The 18,277-nt window shown below is 44.0% G+C and carries 21 protein-coding genes; 4 read left to right on the forward strand and 17 right to left on the reverse strand.

What is annotated here, in order from left to right; genetic code table 11:
* Positions 1-2: 2 nt before the first annotated feature.
* The 10 genes from BS333_RS21665 to BS333_RS21710 form a co-directional block, all read right to left on the reverse strand.
* Positions 3-1,640 (reverse strand): GspE/PulE family protein, encoded by a 1,638-nt coding sequence (locus BS333_RS21665; protein WP_021709970.1) that lies wholly within the window; start codon positions 1,638-1,640, stop codon positions 3-5.
* Complete coding sequence (locus BS333_RS21670) at positions 1,637-2,368, reverse strand: hypothetical protein (RefSeq protein ID WP_021709971.1); 732 nt, start codon at positions 2,366-2,368, stop codon at positions 1,637-1,639. The genes BS333_RS21665 and BS333_RS21670 overlap by 4 nt, the downstream gene beginning before the upstream one ends.
* Positions 2,346-3,536, reverse strand: coding sequence for a hypothetical protein (locus tag BS333_RS21675; protein ID WP_021709972.1), 1,191 nt, complete (start codon positions 3,534-3,536; stop codon positions 2,346-2,348). The genes BS333_RS21670 and BS333_RS21675 overlap by 23 nt, the downstream gene beginning before the upstream one ends.
* Complete coding sequence (locus BS333_RS21680; RefSeq protein ID WP_021709973.1) at positions 3,533-5,053, reverse strand: type II secretion system protein GspD; 1,521 nt, start codon at positions 5,051-5,053, stop codon at positions 3,533-3,535. Before BS333_RS21680 ends, BS333_RS21675 begins: the two co-directional genes overlap by 4 nt.
* Positions 5,050-6,222 (reverse strand): hypothetical protein, encoded by a 1,173-nt coding sequence (locus BS333_RS21685; RefSeq protein WP_021709974.1) that lies wholly within the window; start codon positions 6,220-6,222, stop codon positions 5,050-5,052. The genes BS333_RS21680 and BS333_RS21685 overlap by 4 nt, the downstream gene beginning before the upstream one ends.
* A gap of 317 nt (positions 6,223-6,539) precedes the next feature.
* Positions 6,540-6,836 (reverse strand): type II toxin-antitoxin system RelE family toxin, encoded by a 297-nt coding sequence (locus BS333_RS21690; protein ID WP_021709975.1) that lies wholly within the window; start codon positions 6,834-6,836, stop codon positions 6,540-6,542.
* Positions 6,826-7,083 carry a type II toxin-antitoxin system Phd/YefM family antitoxin gene (locus BS333_RS21695; protein ID WP_050584455.1) on the reverse strand — a complete coding sequence of 86 codons (258 nt, stop codon included), beginning with the start codon at positions 7,081-7,083 and terminating at the stop codon, positions 6,826-6,828. Before BS333_RS21695 ends, BS333_RS21690 begins: the two co-directional genes overlap by 11 nt.
* Positions 7,084-7,253: 170 nt before the next feature.
* Complete coding sequence (locus tag BS333_RS21700; RefSeq protein WP_021709977.1) at positions 7,254-7,457, reverse strand: hypothetical protein; 204 nt, start codon at positions 7,455-7,457, stop codon at positions 7,254-7,256.
* Positions 7,458-7,631: 174 nt separating this feature from the next.
* On the reverse strand, positions 7,632-8,054 hold the full coding sequence (locus BS333_RS21705; RefSeq protein ID WP_021709978.1) for a DUF3577 domain-containing protein: 423 nt from the start codon (positions 8,052-8,054) through the stop codon (positions 7,632-7,634).
* Between the two features lie 226 nt (positions 8,055-8,280).
* Positions 8,281-8,565, reverse strand: coding sequence for a hypothetical protein (locus tag BS333_RS21710; RefSeq protein WP_021709979.1), 285 nt, complete (start codon positions 8,563-8,565; stop codon positions 8,281-8,283).
* Positions 8,566-8,689: 124 nt separating this feature from the next.
* Here BS333_RS21710 and BS333_RS21715 point away from each other — a divergent pair, with 124 nt between their 5' ends.
* The gene (locus BS333_RS21715; RefSeq protein WP_021709980.1) at positions 8,690-9,775 is read left to right on the forward strand and encodes an RNA-guided endonuclease InsQ/TnpB family protein; all 1,086 of its coding nucleotides are present in this window, start codon (positions 8,690-8,692) and stop codon (positions 9,773-9,775) included.
* On the opposite strand, the gene BS333_RS21720 is transcribed toward BS333_RS21715, so the two are convergent.
* From BS333_RS21720 to BS333_RS21730, 3 genes are read right to left on the reverse strand one after another with little or no spacing between them, the layout of a single operon-like run.
* Complete coding sequence (locus tag BS333_RS21720; RefSeq protein WP_021709981.1) at positions 9,735-11,966, reverse strand: DNA topoisomerase III; 2,232 nt, start codon at positions 11,964-11,966, stop codon at positions 9,735-9,737. The two genes, BS333_RS21715 and BS333_RS21720, sit on opposite strands and share 41 nt — an antisense overlap.
* The gene (locus BS333_RS22430; RefSeq protein ID WP_021709982.1) at positions 11,966-12,559 is read right to left on the reverse strand and encodes a hypothetical protein; all 594 of its coding nucleotides are present in this window, start codon (positions 12,557-12,559) and stop codon (positions 11,966-11,968) included. Before BS333_RS22430 ends, BS333_RS21720 begins: the two co-directional genes overlap by 1 nt.
* Positions 12,560-12,570: 11 nt before the next feature.
* Positions 12,571-12,978: a single-stranded DNA-binding protein gene (locus BS333_RS21730; RefSeq protein ID WP_021709983.1), complete on the reverse strand. Its 408-nt coding sequence runs from the start codon at positions 12,976-12,978 to the stop codon at positions 12,571-12,573.
* Between the two features lie 549 nt (positions 12,979-13,527).
* Between BS333_RS21730 and BS333_RS21735 the strand changes: the two genes are divergently transcribed.
* The 3 genes from BS333_RS21735 to BS333_RS21745 are packed head-to-tail and all read left to right on the forward strand — an operon-like array spanning position 13,528 to position 14,942.
* A complete protein-coding gene (locus tag BS333_RS21735; protein ID WP_021709984.1) occupies positions 13,528-13,746 on the forward strand; it encodes a hypothetical protein in 219 nt (72 codons plus the stop codon).
* The gene (locus BS333_RS21740; RefSeq protein ID WP_021709985.1) at positions 13,739-14,002 is read left to right on the forward strand and encodes a hypothetical protein; all 264 of its coding nucleotides are present in this window, start codon (positions 13,739-13,741) and stop codon (positions 14,000-14,002) included. Before BS333_RS21735 ends, BS333_RS21740 begins: the two co-directional genes overlap by 8 nt.
* Before the next feature lie 7 nt (positions 14,003-14,009).
* Complete coding sequence (locus BS333_RS21745) at positions 14,010-14,942, forward strand: site-specific integrase (RefSeq protein ID WP_021709986.1); 933 nt, start codon at positions 14,010-14,012, stop codon at positions 14,940-14,942.
* A 272-nt stretch (positions 14,943-15,214) separates the two neighbouring features.
* Here the strand turns inward: BS333_RS21745 and BS333_RS21750 are convergent, their stop codons facing one another.
* The 4 genes from BS333_RS21750 to BS333_RS21765 form a co-directional block, all read right to left on the reverse strand.
* Positions 15,215-15,391, reverse strand: coding sequence for a hypothetical protein (locus BS333_RS21750; RefSeq protein ID WP_156007114.1), 177 nt, complete (start codon positions 15,389-15,391; stop codon positions 15,215-15,217).
* Positions 15,392-15,567: 176 nt separating this feature from the next.
* Positions 15,568-16,143 carry a hypothetical protein gene (locus tag BS333_RS21755; protein ID WP_021709988.1) on the reverse strand — a complete coding sequence of 192 codons (576 nt, stop codon included), beginning with the start codon at positions 16,141-16,143 and terminating at the stop codon, positions 15,568-15,570.
* Between the two features lie 74 nt (positions 16,144-16,217).
* Complete coding sequence (locus BS333_RS21760) at positions 16,218-16,568, reverse strand: hypothetical protein (protein WP_021709989.1); 351 nt, start codon at positions 16,566-16,568, stop codon at positions 16,218-16,220.
* Between the two features lie 428 nt (positions 16,569-16,996).
* A complete protein-coding gene (locus BS333_RS21765) occupies positions 16,997-18,265 on the reverse strand; it encodes a BspA family leucine-rich repeat surface protein (protein ID WP_021709990.1) in 1,269 nt (422 codons plus the stop codon).
* Positions 18,266-18,277: the final 12 nt, after the last annotated feature.

The following is an 18,277-nucleotide window of genomic DNA, read 5'->3' on the forward strand; positions in this document are numbered from 1 at the left end:
GATCACTCATTCTCCCAAGGTGATGAGACTTGCATCTCATTGTGGAGTTGGCGATAAAGGCTTTTGGATGACACCGGCATTAACCCATCCACTTGTTCAGCGGCGGAGGCGATGTCCACCTGACCACGCTTGATGCGATGCAGTGTGTGTTTTCGGATGTCAGGCCAGCCTTCTCTTTCTAGATAATGACTCCAACCAAGGTAATCTTGCTCTTTGATGAACTGTCGGTCTGCATCCTCAAGTACGATTAATTCGAGTACTAATGCTCGACCTTTTTCGCCTTTATTCCGGCAATGGTCACAACCCGTTGGGTTTAGGACTCGGACAGAATCGAGTTCATCGGGTAGCAGCTTCTTCAGTTGTGCTTGCTTTCGCTTGTAGCTGTCCTCTTGCCCGCAAGAGCGGTAGATAGTTTCTGCCTCTTCAAGCGTTAAGTTGCATTTTGGGCATAATCGACGGACCAACTTCTGGTGCGTAAATAACTGCATCAAGCCTGGTGCAGAAACAATGGAGGCGGCGATATGCAGCTGTTCAATGAATATCGAAGGAACGCCAATTGCACTGTTAGCGTGCAGGGTGGCCAAAGCAAGACCACCGGTTTCGCCTTTACGTGTAAACTCCTGAGCGGTGTCATGACTACGAAGCTCACCAAACGAGGTAATGTCGATATCTTGTCTCAATTGCTCTAACGCATAGAAGGTGTAATTGAGATATTGCCCACTGCCTTGTCGTAGCTCACGTTTAGGCTCAACCAGTGTTTTGGTCACGCCTTGTTGCTCAAATTCGACCGGATCTTCCAGCGTATGACAGCATCGTGCTACGGTATCAACCGTATCGAACAAGGCGTATACCAAAGAGGTTTTCCCTGATCCCATTGGTCCTGTTAATACAATGATCCCTGAGCGTCTTTGCATCGTCGTTTCGAGAATATGCCTTTGCATAGGAAGCAAATCCATGTTCTCTAAGGTCAAAGGGTCGCCAAGCGGCGTTAAACAACGCAGCACCAATTTAATCCCATGACTCAGTGGCATCATTGCCGCACGAAACTCCACCTGCATAGGGGCGTCTTTGACCGTCAGTGGCATCTCAAAACGGTCATTCAGAGGCAAACGAGGGGAGTAATTGGTATTACCAATACTAAATACATAAGCGGCTAGCGCTTGTCCCAAGGTACTATCAAGGCGCTCAGCACTTTCACCACCTTCAAACTCGGTCAGCACTTCGCGACGTCCATCGACTCGTAGTAAAATCGTGGTCACGTTACGATGCACTTCTAAATGAATATCAGAAGCTTTGACATTCACGGCGGCCTGACACAAATCCGTCAGCTTTTTGCCGAAATTCGATTGCATTTGTTCGCGCACATCTTTGCTGAGCAACGCTCTTGCCATATCCAGCATTGTTTGGACCTGCACCTCATTGGTCAATCGCACCGTGGGGGCTTGACCATATATGTGGCCACCGAGCAGGGTTTCCGTTTCTTGCACATAACGACGGATCTCGCGGAGCTTTGGAGTATCTGTGTTATCTATCCAAATCGTTCCTTGATCATCGACAATCGCGTGGCCATCATCCAAACAGAGTTTGAGTAAAGTCTCATCATTAATGATTTGTATTTCATTTTGCTCTTGATGATTCATCCTAACCCTCCTTGTGAAGACAAACGTAACCACCGGCGCTTACCGGATTCGCTGATGCGCACACCTGATTGATTGATGTTAAGTACCGACACCGCACCGACTTTGCTGCCTTTATGGACTTTGTGCCATTGACCGTGGATATAGAGGCGCGCTTGCCACTGTTTATCGATTTGAGAGACGCTACCAATTTGAATCGATTCTGTTTGAGCTGGAACAGGCCTGTCAGTGGCAACGATTTCATCGTCCAGTGCTGCAGATACCATCGTTGGGGCATCGTGATAAGGTGAAAAACCTAACTGCATGAGTCCTGGCTCCTCGGGTTGAGCGCGTAATTGCTGCTCACGAACCATGGCATCCAGCTCGGCATTTTTGAGTTGCGCGATTTTCTCCAGGTAACGCGTGACATCAATGCCCATCGGCGGTGGAGGAGGCACTTGTTTGGGCTCGGTATTTAACTTAGCCAGTTGCTTGGCCAACTCTTGACTGAGTGGATTTTGAGCTTGCGTGGTATCGGTCTGCGATTCCAAACTCATCCCGTCGTCGATGGGCTCACTCACGCTGTAAGAAATCGGCTCATCGCTTGGCGTCTGAGACTTTGCTTGGCTGGCATATTTTGACACGGGATTTGAGAATAGGGTGGTGTAGCCCATTGCGGCTGCACCTAGCCCCAATGCGACGACGATCACCAGTTTTTTAGGGGAGCTATTACTTTTGCTCGGCTTGCTCACTTTGCAATCCTCCGTAAAGTGTTATCGAAAATGAAAGGGACCATGTGTTGTTGTCTATGGACTTCAAACTCAAACCATCCATCGACGTAGGCATCGATTTCAGCAAGGTAGCCAAATGTTGAAGCGTCAATAGAGACGCGTTTGGATGCTTCACCTCATAAGTGTTGCTTTGCCAAGTTTCAGAAATCTCGGTATTCACCAATGAAACTTCGTAGTCTTGCAGTATTAATGCATCGTGCAGTACTTGGTCTGTAGGCCTTAGTGGCATGACATGTTCGCGCCATGACGCTGATAAGGTATGAATCGGAAGAGTTAACACCTTAGAGGTGGGCTCTCCAGACAAATAAGGCTTTAACTCCGCATGATTATCCAACCAAAGCTCAAACACGCGGATCAATCCTTTAGGCTCTCGCACGATGGACGCCGTTAATGTGTCGCCGTTCTGACTGAGCTCGGTGGCACGCCAATCTGGCGGTAGCATCGCCAGATAAGAAGCGGCATAAACGGCTTGTTCAATCAGATGATGCGCACTCGTCGCGTTACTGATGGCCAAACGGTACTTGACCCAAGGAGGCACAGTAATAGGCACGGTGTTACTTGCTGGTGCTGTGCTTGCTTGAATCTCAGCGAGCGTGTCTTGTTGATTGAGAGAGTAAACACCAACAGCGAGACACGCGGCAATGACAATAAGCCCCGCGCCCCCGAGTAAAGCGGGGTGTCGCCATTTTGCGCGTTGACACTGATAATGCACTAGTGTCGCTAAAGAGGCCTCGCTTGGGGCTGGCAAATGGATATCATCAGGCTGCGGGGTTAATTCCTCTGAGTCTTCACCACTGACAATGAACCGGCGCGAGGCTAAGATGGCCTCACTGCCCATATCGAAGATCGCTCGAACGCGGCCTTCACCAATGATCGTGCATTGCCATTGGTTATTCACCCACTCCAGAACTGCCACATCTTCCGGTTCATTTTCTTTCAAATGACCCGCTTCAATAAGCCCATCCAACCACCACTCACTTCGTACGGGCTGAGCAGTCTGACTGGCATATACGCATACCCAATCACCACGCACACTGACGTAGTGATAAGGGGCCGGAGCGCGTTTTTTTAATGTCTTGATGGTTTGACTGACTTTGCCATGGTGAGGCAAAGAAAGGAGGCCTATCATCCGTCAGCCCTCCTTGGCGTGAGGAGGACAAGCGTATCAATACGTTGTTTCTCTGCGGTGTTCGAGCCGAGCAATGGGACACCTAAAAAGGTATTGCTTTCGGTTGTCGTGACGAACTGAGACACTGAGGCAATCACGATGGTTTGACCGTATTTCAGTTTATTCGCAAAGTTGATTTTCGCTTGACGTGTCAACGGGAACATCAACGTTTCACCGCCAACCACTTGTGGTGTGATCTTTTCGATTTTAGTCAGCATCCCAGAGGTTCTTAAGTAGACATGATCACGTTGTATGTTTGGAACAACGATAAAATCGACCCCTTCGTTGCGTTTGCCACGTTCGGTATCGGTGCTGACCACCCCTTCCTCAGTATTCGTTTTAATGTTTTCTAAAAACTCAAGCGTACGTTGCTGGGTAATGTGGTTGGTCTGATGATTTTGAACCAGGATCGTAATGGGGGTCTGCGTCGAGACTTGGCCTTGCTCATTGAGCGCCTTGATGAGCGCGGTAGAACCAGACCATTTACCTCCACCATTGAAGGCAAAACCAGGGCTGGCCGAACTTGCAACAAGACTGGTGCCTGGCACAAAAAAGCTCAGACCATAACCCGATCCAATATCACGCAATAGGTTCCAATCAATGCCGCGCTCATGACCAAGGCTTGAGCGAAACTCCAGCACTTGCACTTCTAAAGCAACTTGTTTGGTCAACGACTGTTTGGCTTGTTCAACAAAATTAACGACTTCTTGCATGCGAGCAGGTGACGTTCGTACCACAATTCGCGAAAGAGCAGGGATCGGCTCAACAGAGCCAACAAGAGAGTCAGGGCTTGCTTCACCGCCTGATGCGTCAGGGTTAAGTTGAAGTAGAGCCTGAACACCGATGGCGACTTCACTAAATACATCGACATCACTGCTTGAAGTCGTGACATATTGACCGTCTACCGAAGTACTGCCGGCTTTACCGTCACCTTCTTCTTTACTCGCGCCCCCAATTTGGTCATTGATTCGACCAGGTGGAAGTTCTAGCTCAAAGGTTCGAGAGACAAATTGCTCGACCTTTAGTGTGCGCTCTGAAGGGGTGAAACCAATTTTAAGTTGGTTTTCTAATAAATTGAGTAAGCTCGCCAAACTGCCTTGGTGTGCATTAATGGTGACTTTTTGGTTGGGTTGAATACCCGCACCAAAGCGCACTTCATAATCTGATGGCAGGATATCATCCAAGATTAAACTGAGAGGGAGGCCCGTCGCAGGGGTGCTGTAATTCAATTTCTTAGTAAGAAATGACGTATCAGTACTTTGCTCAATGGGCTTCAATCGAACCGGAGGTTGCTCAATTCGCTCCACTTTGAATTCGGTAAAATTGTCACGATGTTGCTCTATATTGCTTTTTACAATCTCTGATTCACGGTTTCGTTTGTCATATTCATTCATGCCAGTGGCTTCACAGCCAAGCAAGAGAGACGCAATTATGGCGGCACACACCGTTTTGGTGTAACGAGATGAGATAAAAATCATAAGGGGTTGGACTCCTGAACGTAGATCGTTTTTGTCGCATCTAAGCGCTGAGCTTTAAGCGGGTAAGGACCAAGGATCGTGGCCATGGCACTGCTGATGTCGCCTTGGCGTGTGACTAAAGGAAACGCAGAAAAGGGGTAGTCATTGACTGGCCAAGATGCCGCCTCGTCCCAATGCCAGTCATAATGTTTCACGGTATCTTTGACCGCTTGTTTTAAAGTGTTTCCTTGAATCATGATTGTCGTGACACTGTCACCTTCCCAAGGGTGAAAAGCAACGAGATCAAGTCTTGGGTTGGGGTGCAGACGCATAGAAGATAAACGAGGCACCGAAGCGGTTAATGCCGCGACCGCCATGGAGAGTGTCCCTGTTTTTTCAAACCCTGTTGTTGAAATGGATTCAAGCGCTTTTAAGAACGCGGCATCTTGTGCAAAGGCAAGATGACGGTTTCCTTCTTTATGAGCCCAGCGGGTCAGAGCCTTACGATAGGTCTCACCTTTTTTAACTCGATACGTGGACATCTTTTGTTTAGCCGGTGTCGAACGCGAAGTGGATTCACCAACAAATAGCGCATCGTTATCTGTCAACGAAGCTTTATTGGCTTTGAGGCTCTGTTTTAAAGCTGGGGTCATCGCGATATCGGATAAGTGCGCGGATTCAGACCAGCCTTTCACACGCGGCTCATTGTCATGAAGTCGCGGTTTAGGCGGTACATAGCCGGGTTTTAGACGAAACCCTACTTCACGACGAACCACGTCTTCTTCGAGCATAAAGGCTTGGCCAGCCATGACTTGAAGCGCACTACGAAGGGGAAGCTTCCCTAGATCAGAGTGACTCATAGGCAAGGGCTGAGCATATAACTGTGTTTGCGCGTAAGTGCTGGGAGGACGCAATGACACGCCACTACCATTGAGCAAAAACGCCATCCCTTCTTCTACCGTCATCTGACCGACAACAGGTAAACGAGCCTCTAGAGGGATGCCTAGGATATCGACCATTTCAGCTCCGGCCGCACGTTCAGTCACATAACGAGATGTGTGGACAGCTGGCGTAGAAGCTAATTCGGGGGCCGTTCTAATATTAAGTGTTGGCGTTGTGACGATAGGTGCTGAAGTGGTTTGGCATCCCACTAACATACCTGCTGTCAACATAAGCCAGCGCGTTTGCATAACGTCTCTCCTGACAATTAAAAACAGGACGAAAAGCTATCAAAGCAGGGAAAAAAAATACTCGTTAAAAATAATTATTTCTAACGAGTATTTATTATTTTAGTTATGCTATCCTATGCAGTTATTTTCATTTAGTTGTCCATTCTGATTTGAGCGATAGCTTTACCAATAAATGCCATCACTGGCACAGCCATTGAATTTCCAACACACTGATATCTCAGACTATGGGGTTTGAGCACCAATGGAACAGAAAACAACGTTAAGAGGGTTAAGTGTTTGTATTAAATGTAAAACTCGGCCTCTTTACCAAGGAGGAGCTAGTTTCTTGCTATTGATTGTTCAGCCTTTAAATAGGCTTCATTTCTTTCACGCTTTCCAATAGCAAGTACTAAGATCGTTAATTCTCCATCTTCAACCTTATACACAAGTCTATATCCTGAACTTTTTAGCTTTAATTTGTAACAACCCGATAGCCTTCCTCTTAGGGCTGAGCCCACTATGTGGGGATTAGTTAATACTTCCCTCAGCTTGGCCTTGAATTGTGATTTAACCGGTTCGCCTAGTTTGTCAAAAGCCTTTTTAGCTTTTCTGTCAAACTTGAGCTTATAAGTCATCGATATCTACCTCTACGAAGTCATCGCGATTGAGAGCATCTTCAGCCATCATCATTAGTTGATTATTCTCCAGTTCTTCCATCATACTCTCGAAAAGAGCACAAGGTATCGCGTAAAAGGCTGGCTTATTGCGATTCAGGATAGCTACCGGAGCACCATTCGCTTCTTCAATTACACCCATTGGGTCAGCTTTTAATTGTGTAATACCAGCACTGATATCAGTGAGTATTGTATGTGTCATGCTCATTTAAAACGCCTTATTAAAGATTTTTAAAAGTTATTTAATAGTAGAATTATAATGTAAACTTGTAAAGTTTTCACTGAGTAGTGTAGAGCTTCATTATTGATTGAGCGTTTAAGCTATCTATCGAGAAGGAATCGCCCTCAAAGAAGTCAATCTTTGAGGGTGAAGGTCAATTAGTAAGGTGCTCGTTCAAAGCGAAAAATAGAACGAGTATCAGTTGATTCATCCCAAACGATATAATCTGTAAGCAGATTTTTTACTAGCTCAATATCATTAGGATAAAAGCGATGATCCAGCATTTTTATGCCTGCTCTCGCGAGTTCAGGTGGGGTAATGTCACTGCCTTTCGCAACGGAAAAAGTCACTAAGTTTTTCATCATTCTCTCCAATGAAAAAAGGAGAGACGACACCCAGGGGATCGAATCCCCGGTGGGTTAAAACTATTTATTTGAAGTGTTGCTCTGGCCAGCTTGTGAATGGCCGCGTCAATACTTCAATAAAGGTCAAAAAAGAAAACCCCAACATACAAAGTATGATGGGGTAGTTAAGTATCAAGCCGCTTGTTGTTCACAATTGCTTGATTGGAATAGAACCTGTTGGTTCACTTTGAGGTACTTTACTCGCAGAAGGCGACCTTTGAGGGCTGCACCTGTCTGACCCGGTTTCGAAGCATGGTTGCTCGGGTAAGTAAAAGTATCTAAGTACAAGTCGCCAATCACAAAGCTCAATGAGCCCGTGCTTTGACCTTGACCGAACTTGATTTTATCTAGCTGATGTTGTTCGAAAAGAGCCATCGCTTCTTTGCCAACAACTTTACAGTCTATGTACGTTTTTTCGTTATCATCACCTCGTAAACAGGCAATGGTGACGGCGTAAAACGGGTTGCCTCTCTTTGGTACTACTTTACGAACGCGGTTAAGATAACCGAAACCAGTTGTATGTAGATCAAAGTAAGCGTTTGAGTTGTTCGACATAATTTTTCTCCATGACAGGCTGCACGAGAAAAATTACTGTCCCACTGGGAAATAATTTTCCCGTGTGGGTAGAACAAAGTATGAGCGCCAAAGCTTAAGCTAAGGGCAGTATAAGAATGCTTTCCAATTTCTCTCTTGCTAAGCAGAGGAAATCGCGACACGTTTCAGAAAGCCATTTAAGGGCGGTTAAACCCGTGTGCTTTGTACTTTACGTCAGTACACAACGTTAAACATCCTGAGGATAGCAGTCGAAAATCACTTGTAAAGCATTTTTTGGTAACGATGTATCTCCAAATGTTTCACAGGTTGTTTCACTCTCTCGATGAATGCATCGACGGTGAGCCAAACACAACATGCCAAAATCCGGCTCGCTGATGATCACCGGATTTATATAAATCGGCTGTTTGCAGACTGGACACTCTGGAAACACTTCGCTTGGAATATCATTAACATGGATGACATTCATAGATGACTCCCCACGGCTACCCAGCGATTGTTCTTCAATTTCCATTGTCTTATTCCCCAATTACCAATAAGCCGTAAAGCCCCGTCCTTTAGGTCGGGGATGTAAGGCATTGCTACGAAGTAGCAAAAGAATAGTTGATTGCTTACAGAAATTGTAGGATGCTGTAAAAATGAAAAGAGCATACCGTTATAGATTCTATCCAGATAATCAGCAAGCCGAACTACTGGCAAAGTCGTTTGGTTGTTGTCGTTTTGTCTGGAACAACTCGCTAAAGTATCGCACTGACGCATACTATGAGCGCGGTGAATCTATTTCCCACTCTTTTCTTGAGAAACGCCTAGTACATTTGAAAGCTGAATTTGAATGGCTAAAAGAGGTATCAAGCGTTGTCTTTCAACAAGCACTAAGAGATCAGCAAGAAGCATTTAAAAACTTTTGGGATCATCGTGCTAAGTATCCTCGCTTCAAATCGAAGCACGATAAGCAATCAATACGCCTAACTAAAGCCGCTTTCAAATACAAAGACGGTCTACTATTCATTGCCAAATCAAAGCAACCTCTTAACATCAAATGGAGTCGTGAGCTTCCAAGTGAACCAAGCTCAATCACGATTTCAAAAGATAAAGCAGGTCGATACTTTGTATCCATGCTTTGCGAATTTGAGCCTACAGCACTACCAGTAACGCCTAACATGGTTGGTATTGATGTAGGTCTAAACCACCTATTCATCACGGATAGCGGTGAGAAAGTCGATAATCCTCGCCACTTCAAACGCTACGAAAAGAAACTCGCTTATCTTCAACGTCAACTGTCAAAGAAACAACGCGGCAGTAAGAATCGTGACAAGATGCGACACAAAGTAGCCCGTCTACATGCAAAAATTGCCGATAGTCGATTAGATAACTTACACAAGTTGTCTCGCAAACTCATTAACGAAAACCAAGTTGTTTGTGTTGAATCGCTTCAAGTGAAGAATATGCTCCGTAATCCAAAACTAGCTAAACACATAGCCGATGTGAGTTGGGGTGAGTTTGTACGCCAACTTGAATACAAGACTGAATGGGCTAATCGAACTATCGCCAAGATTGATAGATTCTTCCCTAGCTCTAAACGTTGTAGCTGTTGTGGGTTCGTGAATGAAGCAATGCCGTTGAATGTCCGTGATTGGGTGTGTCCGTCTTGCGAAACACACCACGATAGAGACATAAACGCAGCTAAGAACATAAAAACCGCAGGGCTTGCGGGGTTAGCTTAGGGAGCGACTGGATCGGGGGTTGAGTGGAAACACTCAGCCTAGTGAAAGCGTGTCGAACTAAGAATCCTCTTCCTTTAGGGAGAGGAGCAGTCAAGTTGCCAATTTTACCTTTGTCATCAAAGTGTCGGATTTGACACCCTTGCTTCCAGGCTGAACAACTCCAGTACCAACTGCCTTTATTTTTTCCAGCTTTACGGACTTGGACCCCTTGCTTACATGAACAAGGGGCGTTTTTAGCGGGTTTGCTTCTTACACTGTCTAGAATTAACCCACATTTATCTTTTGCTTGGCATACCCAAATTGAGTGCTTACCCTGAATTAACTTCATATTGCCTTTGCATAAAGGGCAGGGTTCAATAGGTTGGATAACTTTTGGGAGCTCAAGTGTTACTTCGCCATTTTTTACTTTACTGACCAGCGCCCTAACAAACCCCTCTTGATTCGCCATGAAGTCGTCAAAAGGCATCGCCCCTTGCTCAATGCTCTCTAACGCTTGCTCCCAAATCGCGGTCATGGCTGGACTGGACAGTTCGTTAGGTAAAGCATGGATCAATGCTCGGCCCGTATCCGTACTGATCAATTTCTTACCTTTGTTCACGACATAACCACGTTTCTTCAACGTCTCCAAAACACCGGCACGGGTTGCTTGTGTTCCGAGCCCTGCAGTTTCCTTCAGAATGTTCTTAAATTGGGCTGGAATCGTGTCACTGCGAGCAATGTTGGCCATCGCATCCAGTAATGTACCTTCGCTGAAGGCAGACGGTGGACTAGTCTTCTTGTTGAGTACTTTTGCAGACGATATCGTGACAGATTCACCGTTCGATAAAGCGGGCAAAGTTTGAGTACCTTCTTCATCTTGAGCTTCGGCCTCTTTACCTAAAACCACTCGCCAGCCGGCAACGCGTTCAATCTTTCCAGAGGCCTTAAAAGCATGTTCGCCACAACGAATATTAATGGTTGTGATGTCATCCTCTGCAGACTCAAAGAACTGCGCGAGATATCGCTCGACAATAGCCTGATAGACGTGTTTTTCTCGTTCACTGAGCCCTTCAAGTGAAGGCTTTTTGAATGTAGGGATGATCGCATGGTGAGCACTTTGCTCGACCTTCTTATCGTTCCAACAACCGCTTTTAATTTGAGGGTTGGCTTGCTGACAATGAGAATGGTATGCATCAAGGTCACCAAGAGCTTGCAAAACTAAAGGGGCTTCAGCCAATTGAGACAGTGGCAAATAATCGCAATCGGTACGAGGGTAGGTTGTCAACTTGTGCTTCTCGTACAAGGCTTGCGCCGCATCCAACACTTGCTGAGCAGTGTGACCGTGTTTTGCTGACATCTCCTTTTGTAGAGAGCCAAGATGGAACAATTTAGGGTGCGAAACTTTGCGACGTTTCGTCTCAAAGTCCGTCACTTGTGCGGTTTGACCTTGACACTGATTCACGACATTCTGAGCTGCTGCAGAAGACAGGCAGCGATTTGCCTCATCAGCCAGAGATTCTGGCACCTGCCATTTGGCCCGAAAGCCGGCATCAACAAAAACATCGTAAAAAGGAACAGGGACAAAATGTGCGATGGCCTCGTCGCGCTCAACGACAATTCTTAAAGTTGGAGTCTGAACACGACCGACCGAGAGGACGTTTGTATAACCGGCTTCTCGCCCAATCACAGTACACAAACGGGTAAAGTTCATGCCAATGAGCCAGTCTGCACGAGATCTAGCTCGGCCAGATTGGTGAAGCGGCTTGGTCTCGTGGCCGGGCTTCAATGTGGCCAAGCCTTTTTTGATGCTTGCCTCATCCAAAGAGCTTAACCAAAGTCTTGAAACCGGCCCCGTGTAGTTGTGATGTTCCAAAATATCACGAGCGATGACCTCGCCTTCTCGATCAGGGTCAGTCGCAATGACCACCTCCGTCGCTTTGGCCAAACAACGTTGAACAGCGGCTAATTGTTTTTTCTTATCCGCTGGAACAACGCTTTTCCACGGAGCAGGAATAATCGGCAAGAGGTCAAGTGACCACGTTTGATACGCCTCATCATAGTGTTCAGGATCGGCTTGGGCGAATAAATGACCAACACCCCAAGTCACAATGGCACCATTACCTTGCAGCGCACCGTCTAGCTTTTGGTTGCAGCCTAACACTTTGGCTATATCACGGCCTTGTGACGGTTTTTCGCAAAGAAAGACTTTCATTAGCTCACCTTCTTCTGCAGTCGTTCGTCAAGCGTTATCACGTCGTGAGGGATGGATTGTCGAATAGCTTTGATTAGGCCGTCGCGATCTAAGCTCGAATTCTCGCTAACATCTTTTACTTCGACATGCTCGCGAGCTTCACGTACATCGACTTGCTCAACCGTTTCTGCTGTTTCAATGACCTTATAGCCATATAATTGCACCAGAATTTGACCGAGCCTCTTTGCACTAAGACGTACACCAAATATTTCTTCCGACTTGAGCTGAACATACATTGCGGGCTCAATCGGATGACTGGTTTCTCGCGAAAGGTTTTGTATAAGCAGAGATGACTCTGTTTCCAGAGGATTTAAAAGTTGATAACCGATTTGTTTCTTTTTTTTGAGTTGAGATTTAACCCAGCCAGGCGTTACTTTGCTCAGCGTCATTCGTTCTGAATTATTGATTAAGGCTTGCTGAACTTGAGCGGCATAAGGAGCTTGTGCTTTTACTTCTAGCTCGGCTTGAACGAGCTGATTCTTATCACCCAAACGACGTGACTTTGCTCTAAATCGAAGGGCTTTAATGGCATTAGAAAGATTGACCCCGTGCATTGTTTACCTCCTTATTTTTCCGCTGATAGTTGACGAACTTTCATTGAAATTGATTCGATACGGCGAGGACAAATAGATATCTCGGATGCAGTAACCGCCATGCCATTGACGAGTTCACCTGTATTTTTATCCTCCCAACTGTCCATTCTTAATTCACCCGATATTTTTACTCGCATGCCTTTTTGTAATAGCTTACTGAGCTCTTCTGCATCTTTTCCCCAGTAACTAACGTCTACCCAAAAACCGCCTTTATCTTCGTAAGAATTCTCTTCATTCTGCATTTTCACTAATCGGTCATATTTGACATTAAACTTAAGCAAGGGACGTGATTCGCCATTTGAGCGTTCATTACCTGGTTGCCAACGTAATTCAGGGGTAACACCAATATTGCCATCAAATAGAAATAAACCTTTTGCCATTGTTTTTATCCTTTCCAGTTAAAAGAAAGAAAAACTTAACAAAGTAAAAATTAAAAATACTTGTTAAAAATAATTATTTCTAACGAGTACTTATATTTTATTTTGTGTTAAACTAGGGCGTTTTTATCCCAAAAACAAACCTACTTTAAATTTATAAAATTCAGAGTGGACAGGATTTGATTATTTCCCACCCATCTCAATGACTTGTATTATTCTGCCTCATATTATCACTGCACTGTATTTACAATGCCTCATAATTTTATAATATGTCTCAGTAGTAAAGCCGTCGCTAAGCTCCTCTAATATTAGGGGAATCGTGCTTCTTCGGTTATTTCCATTTGCCTCACTTTTTATTTCATTGCCTCATAAGTAATTTGTCCATAAGCCCTCTGTAGCCCTAGCGCCCCCTCAGGGTGTCGCGCTTTGCTTACACCTTGAGGGGACGCTAGGTTGCATGGCACGGGGCTTCTGTTATCCTACTGAGGCAAAACCCCACAAATTAACGGTTAACAGATATTTTTCTCATTGTAATAAAGAATGAGGCAGGTCATGGATATAATGAAAAATCATGAAATAACCGATAATGATGATTTTAGAATCTATAGAAATAAGCCGTCAAAACTTGATCCATTTAAAAAAGAGGTAATGATCTTAAAGTTATGCGGCATGAGCTATCGAAACATTGCAGAATATCTTGCTACAGAAAAGCAGTTGAAGGTTACGCCTAGAAATATTCAATATCGAATGGAGAAATGGTTGGATGAATAGATTAAAGGATGAGGCATTAATTCATATAAAGAACAAGATCCTAAAGACAAGAGGTAATGTTGAGGTTAAAAAACGTAAACGGCGCTACACATCAAAATTAGATCCATTTAGGTACGATATCTTAACGTTACGTTATGAAAAATCATGTAGCTTAGCAGTCATCCAACTATGGCTAAAAAACAATAAATCCATAAGTGTGTCAAAGATAGCCATTTTAAATCGCATTAATCACTGGCAAGGCATTGAAAGAGAATAGGATTTTAATGGCAAAGAAAGATAAGACCAGAAAGAAATTAAACGACCAATCCGAACGGTTTTTTAAGCATCACTACTTTGGTTTAGGAAAAATCAAATCAAAAGGAAGCCGACTTATTCACGGCCGAAGAACCTACGCAGAGCAAATAAGGATCGTCAGTAAAGCGGCTTATGATATGGGTGTAAAAAAGCTCAAGTTTATTACTCCTGAAATGGCGCAAGAATATCTAGAACGATGCCGCGATAAAGGGCTAAGTCAGAAATATTTATCGACCATAAGAGTGGCACTAGAGCGCGTCGTGTACGTAAAGGAAGTCGGTAAAAGATTGATGAGGGTTGAGGCATTACCCAAGCATGAACGAAGCCTAAAAGAGCAGAACCGGGCCTACACTGCTGAGCAACTTTCTTTAATCTATGAGCGCCTAACTCCGCAAGGAAAGCTGTCATTACTACTGGCATACAACGCGGGCCTGAGGGCAGAAGAGATACTGACATTACAGCGAAGAGATGAGGCAAGTCCCTCCACTCGAAGAGATTGGATAGAAGATCGTTTCAAAGGTAGAGAGCCTGGTCTTATTTACATTGTGACAGGCAAAAATGGGCTAAGACGTGAAGTGATGATAGAAAAGGATCTGGCAGGGGTATTAGAAACCTTGCGCTTTGAAAAGCCAGAATTAATCCATGATCGTAAACTGCCTTTTAAGATCCATTATGACGTTCTCGGTGGACTGCAATTTTCTAGCGCTTTTTCGAAAGCTTCAAGGCAAGTTTTAGGTTGGTCACTTGGTGCCCACGGACTGCGCTTTAGCTATGCGCAGCGTCGAATTGATGAGGAAATGCTAGGTGTCCCATACCAGGACGCGAAACTTATCGTTAGCCAAGAACTAGGCCACTTTAGAGAAGACATTACTGAGCGGTATATAGGCTCACAACCAAACTAGTCGCTTTTAAAAAGAGAAGCCTGATAACCAGGCTTTCGATATTTCTTAAGTTAACGCCTCTCGGCGACGTGGTTTCCCACGAATTAATCAATAAAGCTGATTTCTGCTTGTCAGCACAAGTACCGACGTTGTGTGTACCAGAACGCGTTCTAGTAGATGATTTATTGATGAACGGGCTTCCTAAAAGCGTCACATATCACCAAAGTTAGAATGACCACTGCCCGTAAGGGCAAGTGGTCCATTTGAGTTAATCAAGGACAATTGAAGAGTGGTTAAAGTCCGTTATCTTTTTCCCATTTTTCCAACGCATCCGTCATTTCTTCGACATATTGATCGCTTTGTCGACACTCGTAGTAAAGCGGATGTGAAGTCAATTCGTACAGTTCATGCATAACTTTTTTGTATTCAGCTTCAGATTTAATCACTAAATTCATGTTAGGTTTTACCATTGCCATATCGGCCTCCGTTTAAAAAAAAAGGCCAGCAATGCCCTAGGGGCTTTGATGGCCCCATAGGGTTTAAGTTTGTTAAGAAAACGAGCTAGCGCGCTACGCTTACTCAAATCTTCGATAAGCAAGGCCAAAAAACGCCTTACTTACAAAGATTTTTATTTTCAGTTAAGCCTTTAAGGGGCTTTCTTAGCTTGAGCTATCTTCAATTCAAGATTTCGATTGAATTTTAAGTTTAACAAATGCATTTTGAATATGTTTATGGCTTCTTTCACGCTACAGCTACGGTACATGCCATCATTATCTTGATCATCCAGATAACAAAAAGCGCGTGCACCAGGGTTGTTCGTCATGATCAGCTTAAACAACGTTATAGTGCATCCAGAAACTGGCCTACCCTCAGACATTTGTTCATCGATGCATTCAGCGATAAAACTCAGCTTGCCGCCGTCCTCCATATCTCTATCCAAAGCATCCGCGGATGCTTGAATTGAAGCTTCCAAATTCTCTTCACATGTATGGCAAACTTCTTGAGAGCATTGATGAAATCCGCAGTGAGTGCAATCAAGTGAAGACACCTGATTTATGCTCCCCCCTAAACATTCATCGAAAACGCATTCGAATGCTAGATGACCGCAGTCAGGGCATTCAGTATCATTACGGTCACCGTCTGCATCGAGTACGTTATCTCGAACAAAGATGCCAGCTTCCACTAAATAACCATTTCCGTTATCGAAAAGTTCTTTGCACATAGGTATTTCCTTTTTTAATAATAAAAGGCAATACCTTCCCCCAACAGGCAATGTATTGCCCGAATGGGTGAGTGTTACTTTATAGGTGGTAGCTGAATATCAGGGTAAACCTCTTGTAACAGCTCTCTCGCATATGACTCGTGTTTATATGTCGTCGCCGTTTTTCGTTCAGTTTTTTTTGCGAATCGATATGAGTCTCGCAGTTCTTTTATCGTAGTATGCTGATCACAAACAGAAAGACTGATCCCTTGACCTAATTTACCTCCTTCAAGTATCAATGAATCTGTGTAACCGCAATCATTAACAAGTATTTCATGAATCTTCACGATTCTGATGGTAGAGGCAAGATCGGTTGAGTTCAGCCAGACAACCTCTGATTTAATATCAGCTGATACGCTGGAACGAACTTTACGTTTAGAAGTCATGGCATTTCTCCGTATAGATGCTGCACGGAAAAACGATAATTCCCCTCTGGAAAATCATATTTTCCGCGAGGGTGGTAGTAAGTAGATAGCGCCAAAGCTTGCGCTAAGGGCAGTTAAAGAATGCTTTCCAATTTCTCTCTTGCCAAGCAGAGGAAATCGCGACACGTTTCAGAAAGCCATTTAAGGGTGGTTAAACCCGTGTGCTTAACACTGTACGTAAGTGTTCAACGAAAACGGCCCGAGGTTAATTGAGTTTAGAGAGGATTGTCAAGTGAGTACTCACCGGCCTAATCGGGCGAGGGTTAATTTGATATTTGGGTTACATCATAATGGCTGAAAATGAGGTCATAGGTGGGTTCTGCCGTCCTGAACGAATAGGTGAGGTACTCAGATGAGCACCTCAGGAATACCCTTAAATATACAAATTGCTAATTTTTTTGGAAGTATGGCATCTGATTGATCAATAGAGCACTTTGTTCACCAAAATCATAATATGAGTATTTATCCCTTATATTTTCAACATTCCACTTACTCAAGTCTTGGCTAAAACTGACAGCTCCAGCGAACATCGCACCCATATCATCAACATTTGAAGTATTCCACATACCTATATCTTGATTAAACCTTGAGGAACCGGCAAACATTGTATGCATATTTTTAACTTGTGATGTGTCCCATTGAGAAATATCTTGATCAAAGCTTATAGCATCAGCAAACATAGCTCTCATATTATTTACATTTCCAGTATTCCATTCGCTAATATCCTGATCAAATATTGTCGCAAGATGGAACATATATTCCATATTAGCGACTTTTGATGTATCCCAGTTGGACAGGAGACCGTTAAACAATGATGCATTATAAAACATATAGCTAAAATCGGTTACGCTGCCTACATCCCAATCACCGAGATTTTGATTAAAAGATTTAGCAGACTGAAACATATGCTCCATACTTTGAACATTAGCTGTATTCCAACTTCCTATATTTTGATTAAATACTATTGCAGCATCAAACATATAGCCCATGTCAGTGACATTTGATGTATCCCACTGGCTGATATCTTGGTTAAACCGAGTCGCTTCAGAAAACATAGCTCTCATATCTTTAACATTTGATGTATCCCAACTAGCAATATCAGAATTAAATTGAGACCTTTCAAACATCCCACTCATATTTTCTGCACCAGAAGTATCCCAACTTGATAAGTCCCGGTTAAATGAAGAGCCAGTAAACATGTGCTGAAAGTCTTTTACATTAGCGGTATTCCATTTGCCAAGATCTTGGTTGAATGAATTTGTATGCCAAAACATAAAGCCCATACTTGTGACACTTGCTGTATCCCATTGACTAATATCCTGATTAAAGTCAGCTGCCTTTAGGAACATTGCAGACATATTAGTAACGTTAGATGTATCCCAATCGGCGATATCTGCATTAAAATTCTTCTCTGAAACAAAAAGAAAGCTCATATCTGTAACTTGAGTCGTACAGAGTCGAATTTGACCATTTTTAAGTTGTTCCCTTATATCTTTATCCCGAATAAGTTCATTGTCCACGACTAAATAGGTGTCAGAACCCTTTATTATTTTGGTACCAACCTGCGTATCTGTACACTTTACTGAAACATTAGATGCTAACGACATATCTGAAAATATAGTCATTAAAAATGATGAAATTATTACATGCTTATTCAAATTTTACTCGCT

Source organism: Vibrio azureus (assembly GCF_002849855.1).
Lineage (GTDB): Bacteria > Pseudomonadota > Gammaproteobacteria > Enterobacterales > Vibrionaceae > Vibrio > Vibrio azureus.

Bases quoted from the DNA above. Each gene is read 5' to 3' on its own strand.
- BS333_RS21710 (WP_021709979.1), bottom strand. From the start codon at position 8,565: ATGGAAATTGAAGAACAATCGCTGGGTAGCCGTGGGGAGTCATCTATG.
- BS333_RS22430 (WP_021709982.1), bottom strand. From the start codon at position 12,559: ATGCACGGGGTCAATCTTTCTAATGCCATTAAAGCCCTTCGATTTAGA.
- BS333_RS21680 (WP_021709973.1), bottom strand. From the start codon at position 5,053: ATGATTTTTATCTCATCTCGTTACACCAAAACGGTGTGTGCCGCCATA.
- BS333_RS21685 (WP_021709974.1), bottom strand. From the start codon at position 6,222: ATGCAAACGCGCTGGCTTATGTTGACAGCAGGTATGTTAGTGGGATGC.
- BS333_RS21750 (WP_156007114.1), bottom strand. From the start codon at position 15,391: ATGGTAAAACCTAACATGAATTTAGTGATTAAATCTGAAGCTGAATAC.
- BS333_RS21720 (WP_021709981.1), bottom strand. From the start codon at position 11,966: ATGAAAGTCTTTCTTTGCGAAAAACCGTCACAAGGCCGTGATATAGCC.
- BS333_RS21745 (WP_021709986.1), top strand. From the start codon at position 14,010: ATGGCAAAGAAAGATAAGACCAGAAAGAAATTAAACGACCAATCCGAA.
- BS333_RS21705 (WP_021709978.1), bottom strand. From the start codon at position 8,054: ATGTCGAACAACTCAAACGCTTACTTTGATCTACATACAACTGGTTTC.
- BS333_RS21665 (WP_021709970.1), bottom strand. From the start codon at position 1,640: ATGAATCATCAAGAGCAAAATGAAATACAAATCATTAATGATGAGACT.
- BS333_RS21690 (WP_021709975.1), bottom strand. From the start codon at position 6,836: ATGACTTATAAGCTCAAGTTTGACAGAAAAGCTAAAAAGGCTTTTGAC.
- BS333_RS21700 (WP_021709977.1), bottom strand. From the start codon at position 7,457: ATGAAAAACTTAGTGACTTTTTCCGTTGCGAAAGGCAGTGACATTACC.
- BS333_RS21755 (WP_021709988.1), bottom strand. From the start codon at position 16,143: ATGTGCAAAGAACTTTTCGATAACGGAAATGGTTATTTAGTGGAAGCT.
- BS333_RS21675 (WP_021709972.1), bottom strand. From the start codon at position 3,536: ATGATAGGCCTCCTTTCTTTGCCTCACCATGGCAAAGTCAGTCAAACC.
- BS333_RS21715 (WP_021709980.1), top strand. From the start codon at position 8,690: ATGAAAAGAGCATACCGTTATAGATTCTATCCAGATAATCAGCAAGCC.
- BS333_RS21730 (WP_021709983.1), bottom strand. From the start codon at position 12,978: ATGGCAAAAGGTTTATTTCTATTTGATGGCAATATTGGTGTTACCCCT.
- BS333_RS21740 (WP_021709985.1), top strand. From the start codon at position 13,739: ATGAATAGATTAAAGGATGAGGCATTAATTCATATAAAGAACAAGATC.
- BS333_RS21695 (WP_050584455.1), bottom strand. From the start codon at position 7,083: ATGAGCATGACACATACAATACTCACTGATATCAGTGCTGGTATTACA.
- BS333_RS21735 (WP_021709984.1), top strand. From the start codon at position 13,528: ATGGATATAATGAAAAATCATGAAATAACCGATAATGATGATTTTAGA.
- BS333_RS21760 (WP_021709989.1), bottom strand. From the start codon at position 16,568: ATGACTTCTAAACGTAAAGTTCGTTCCAGCGTATCAGCTGATATTAAA.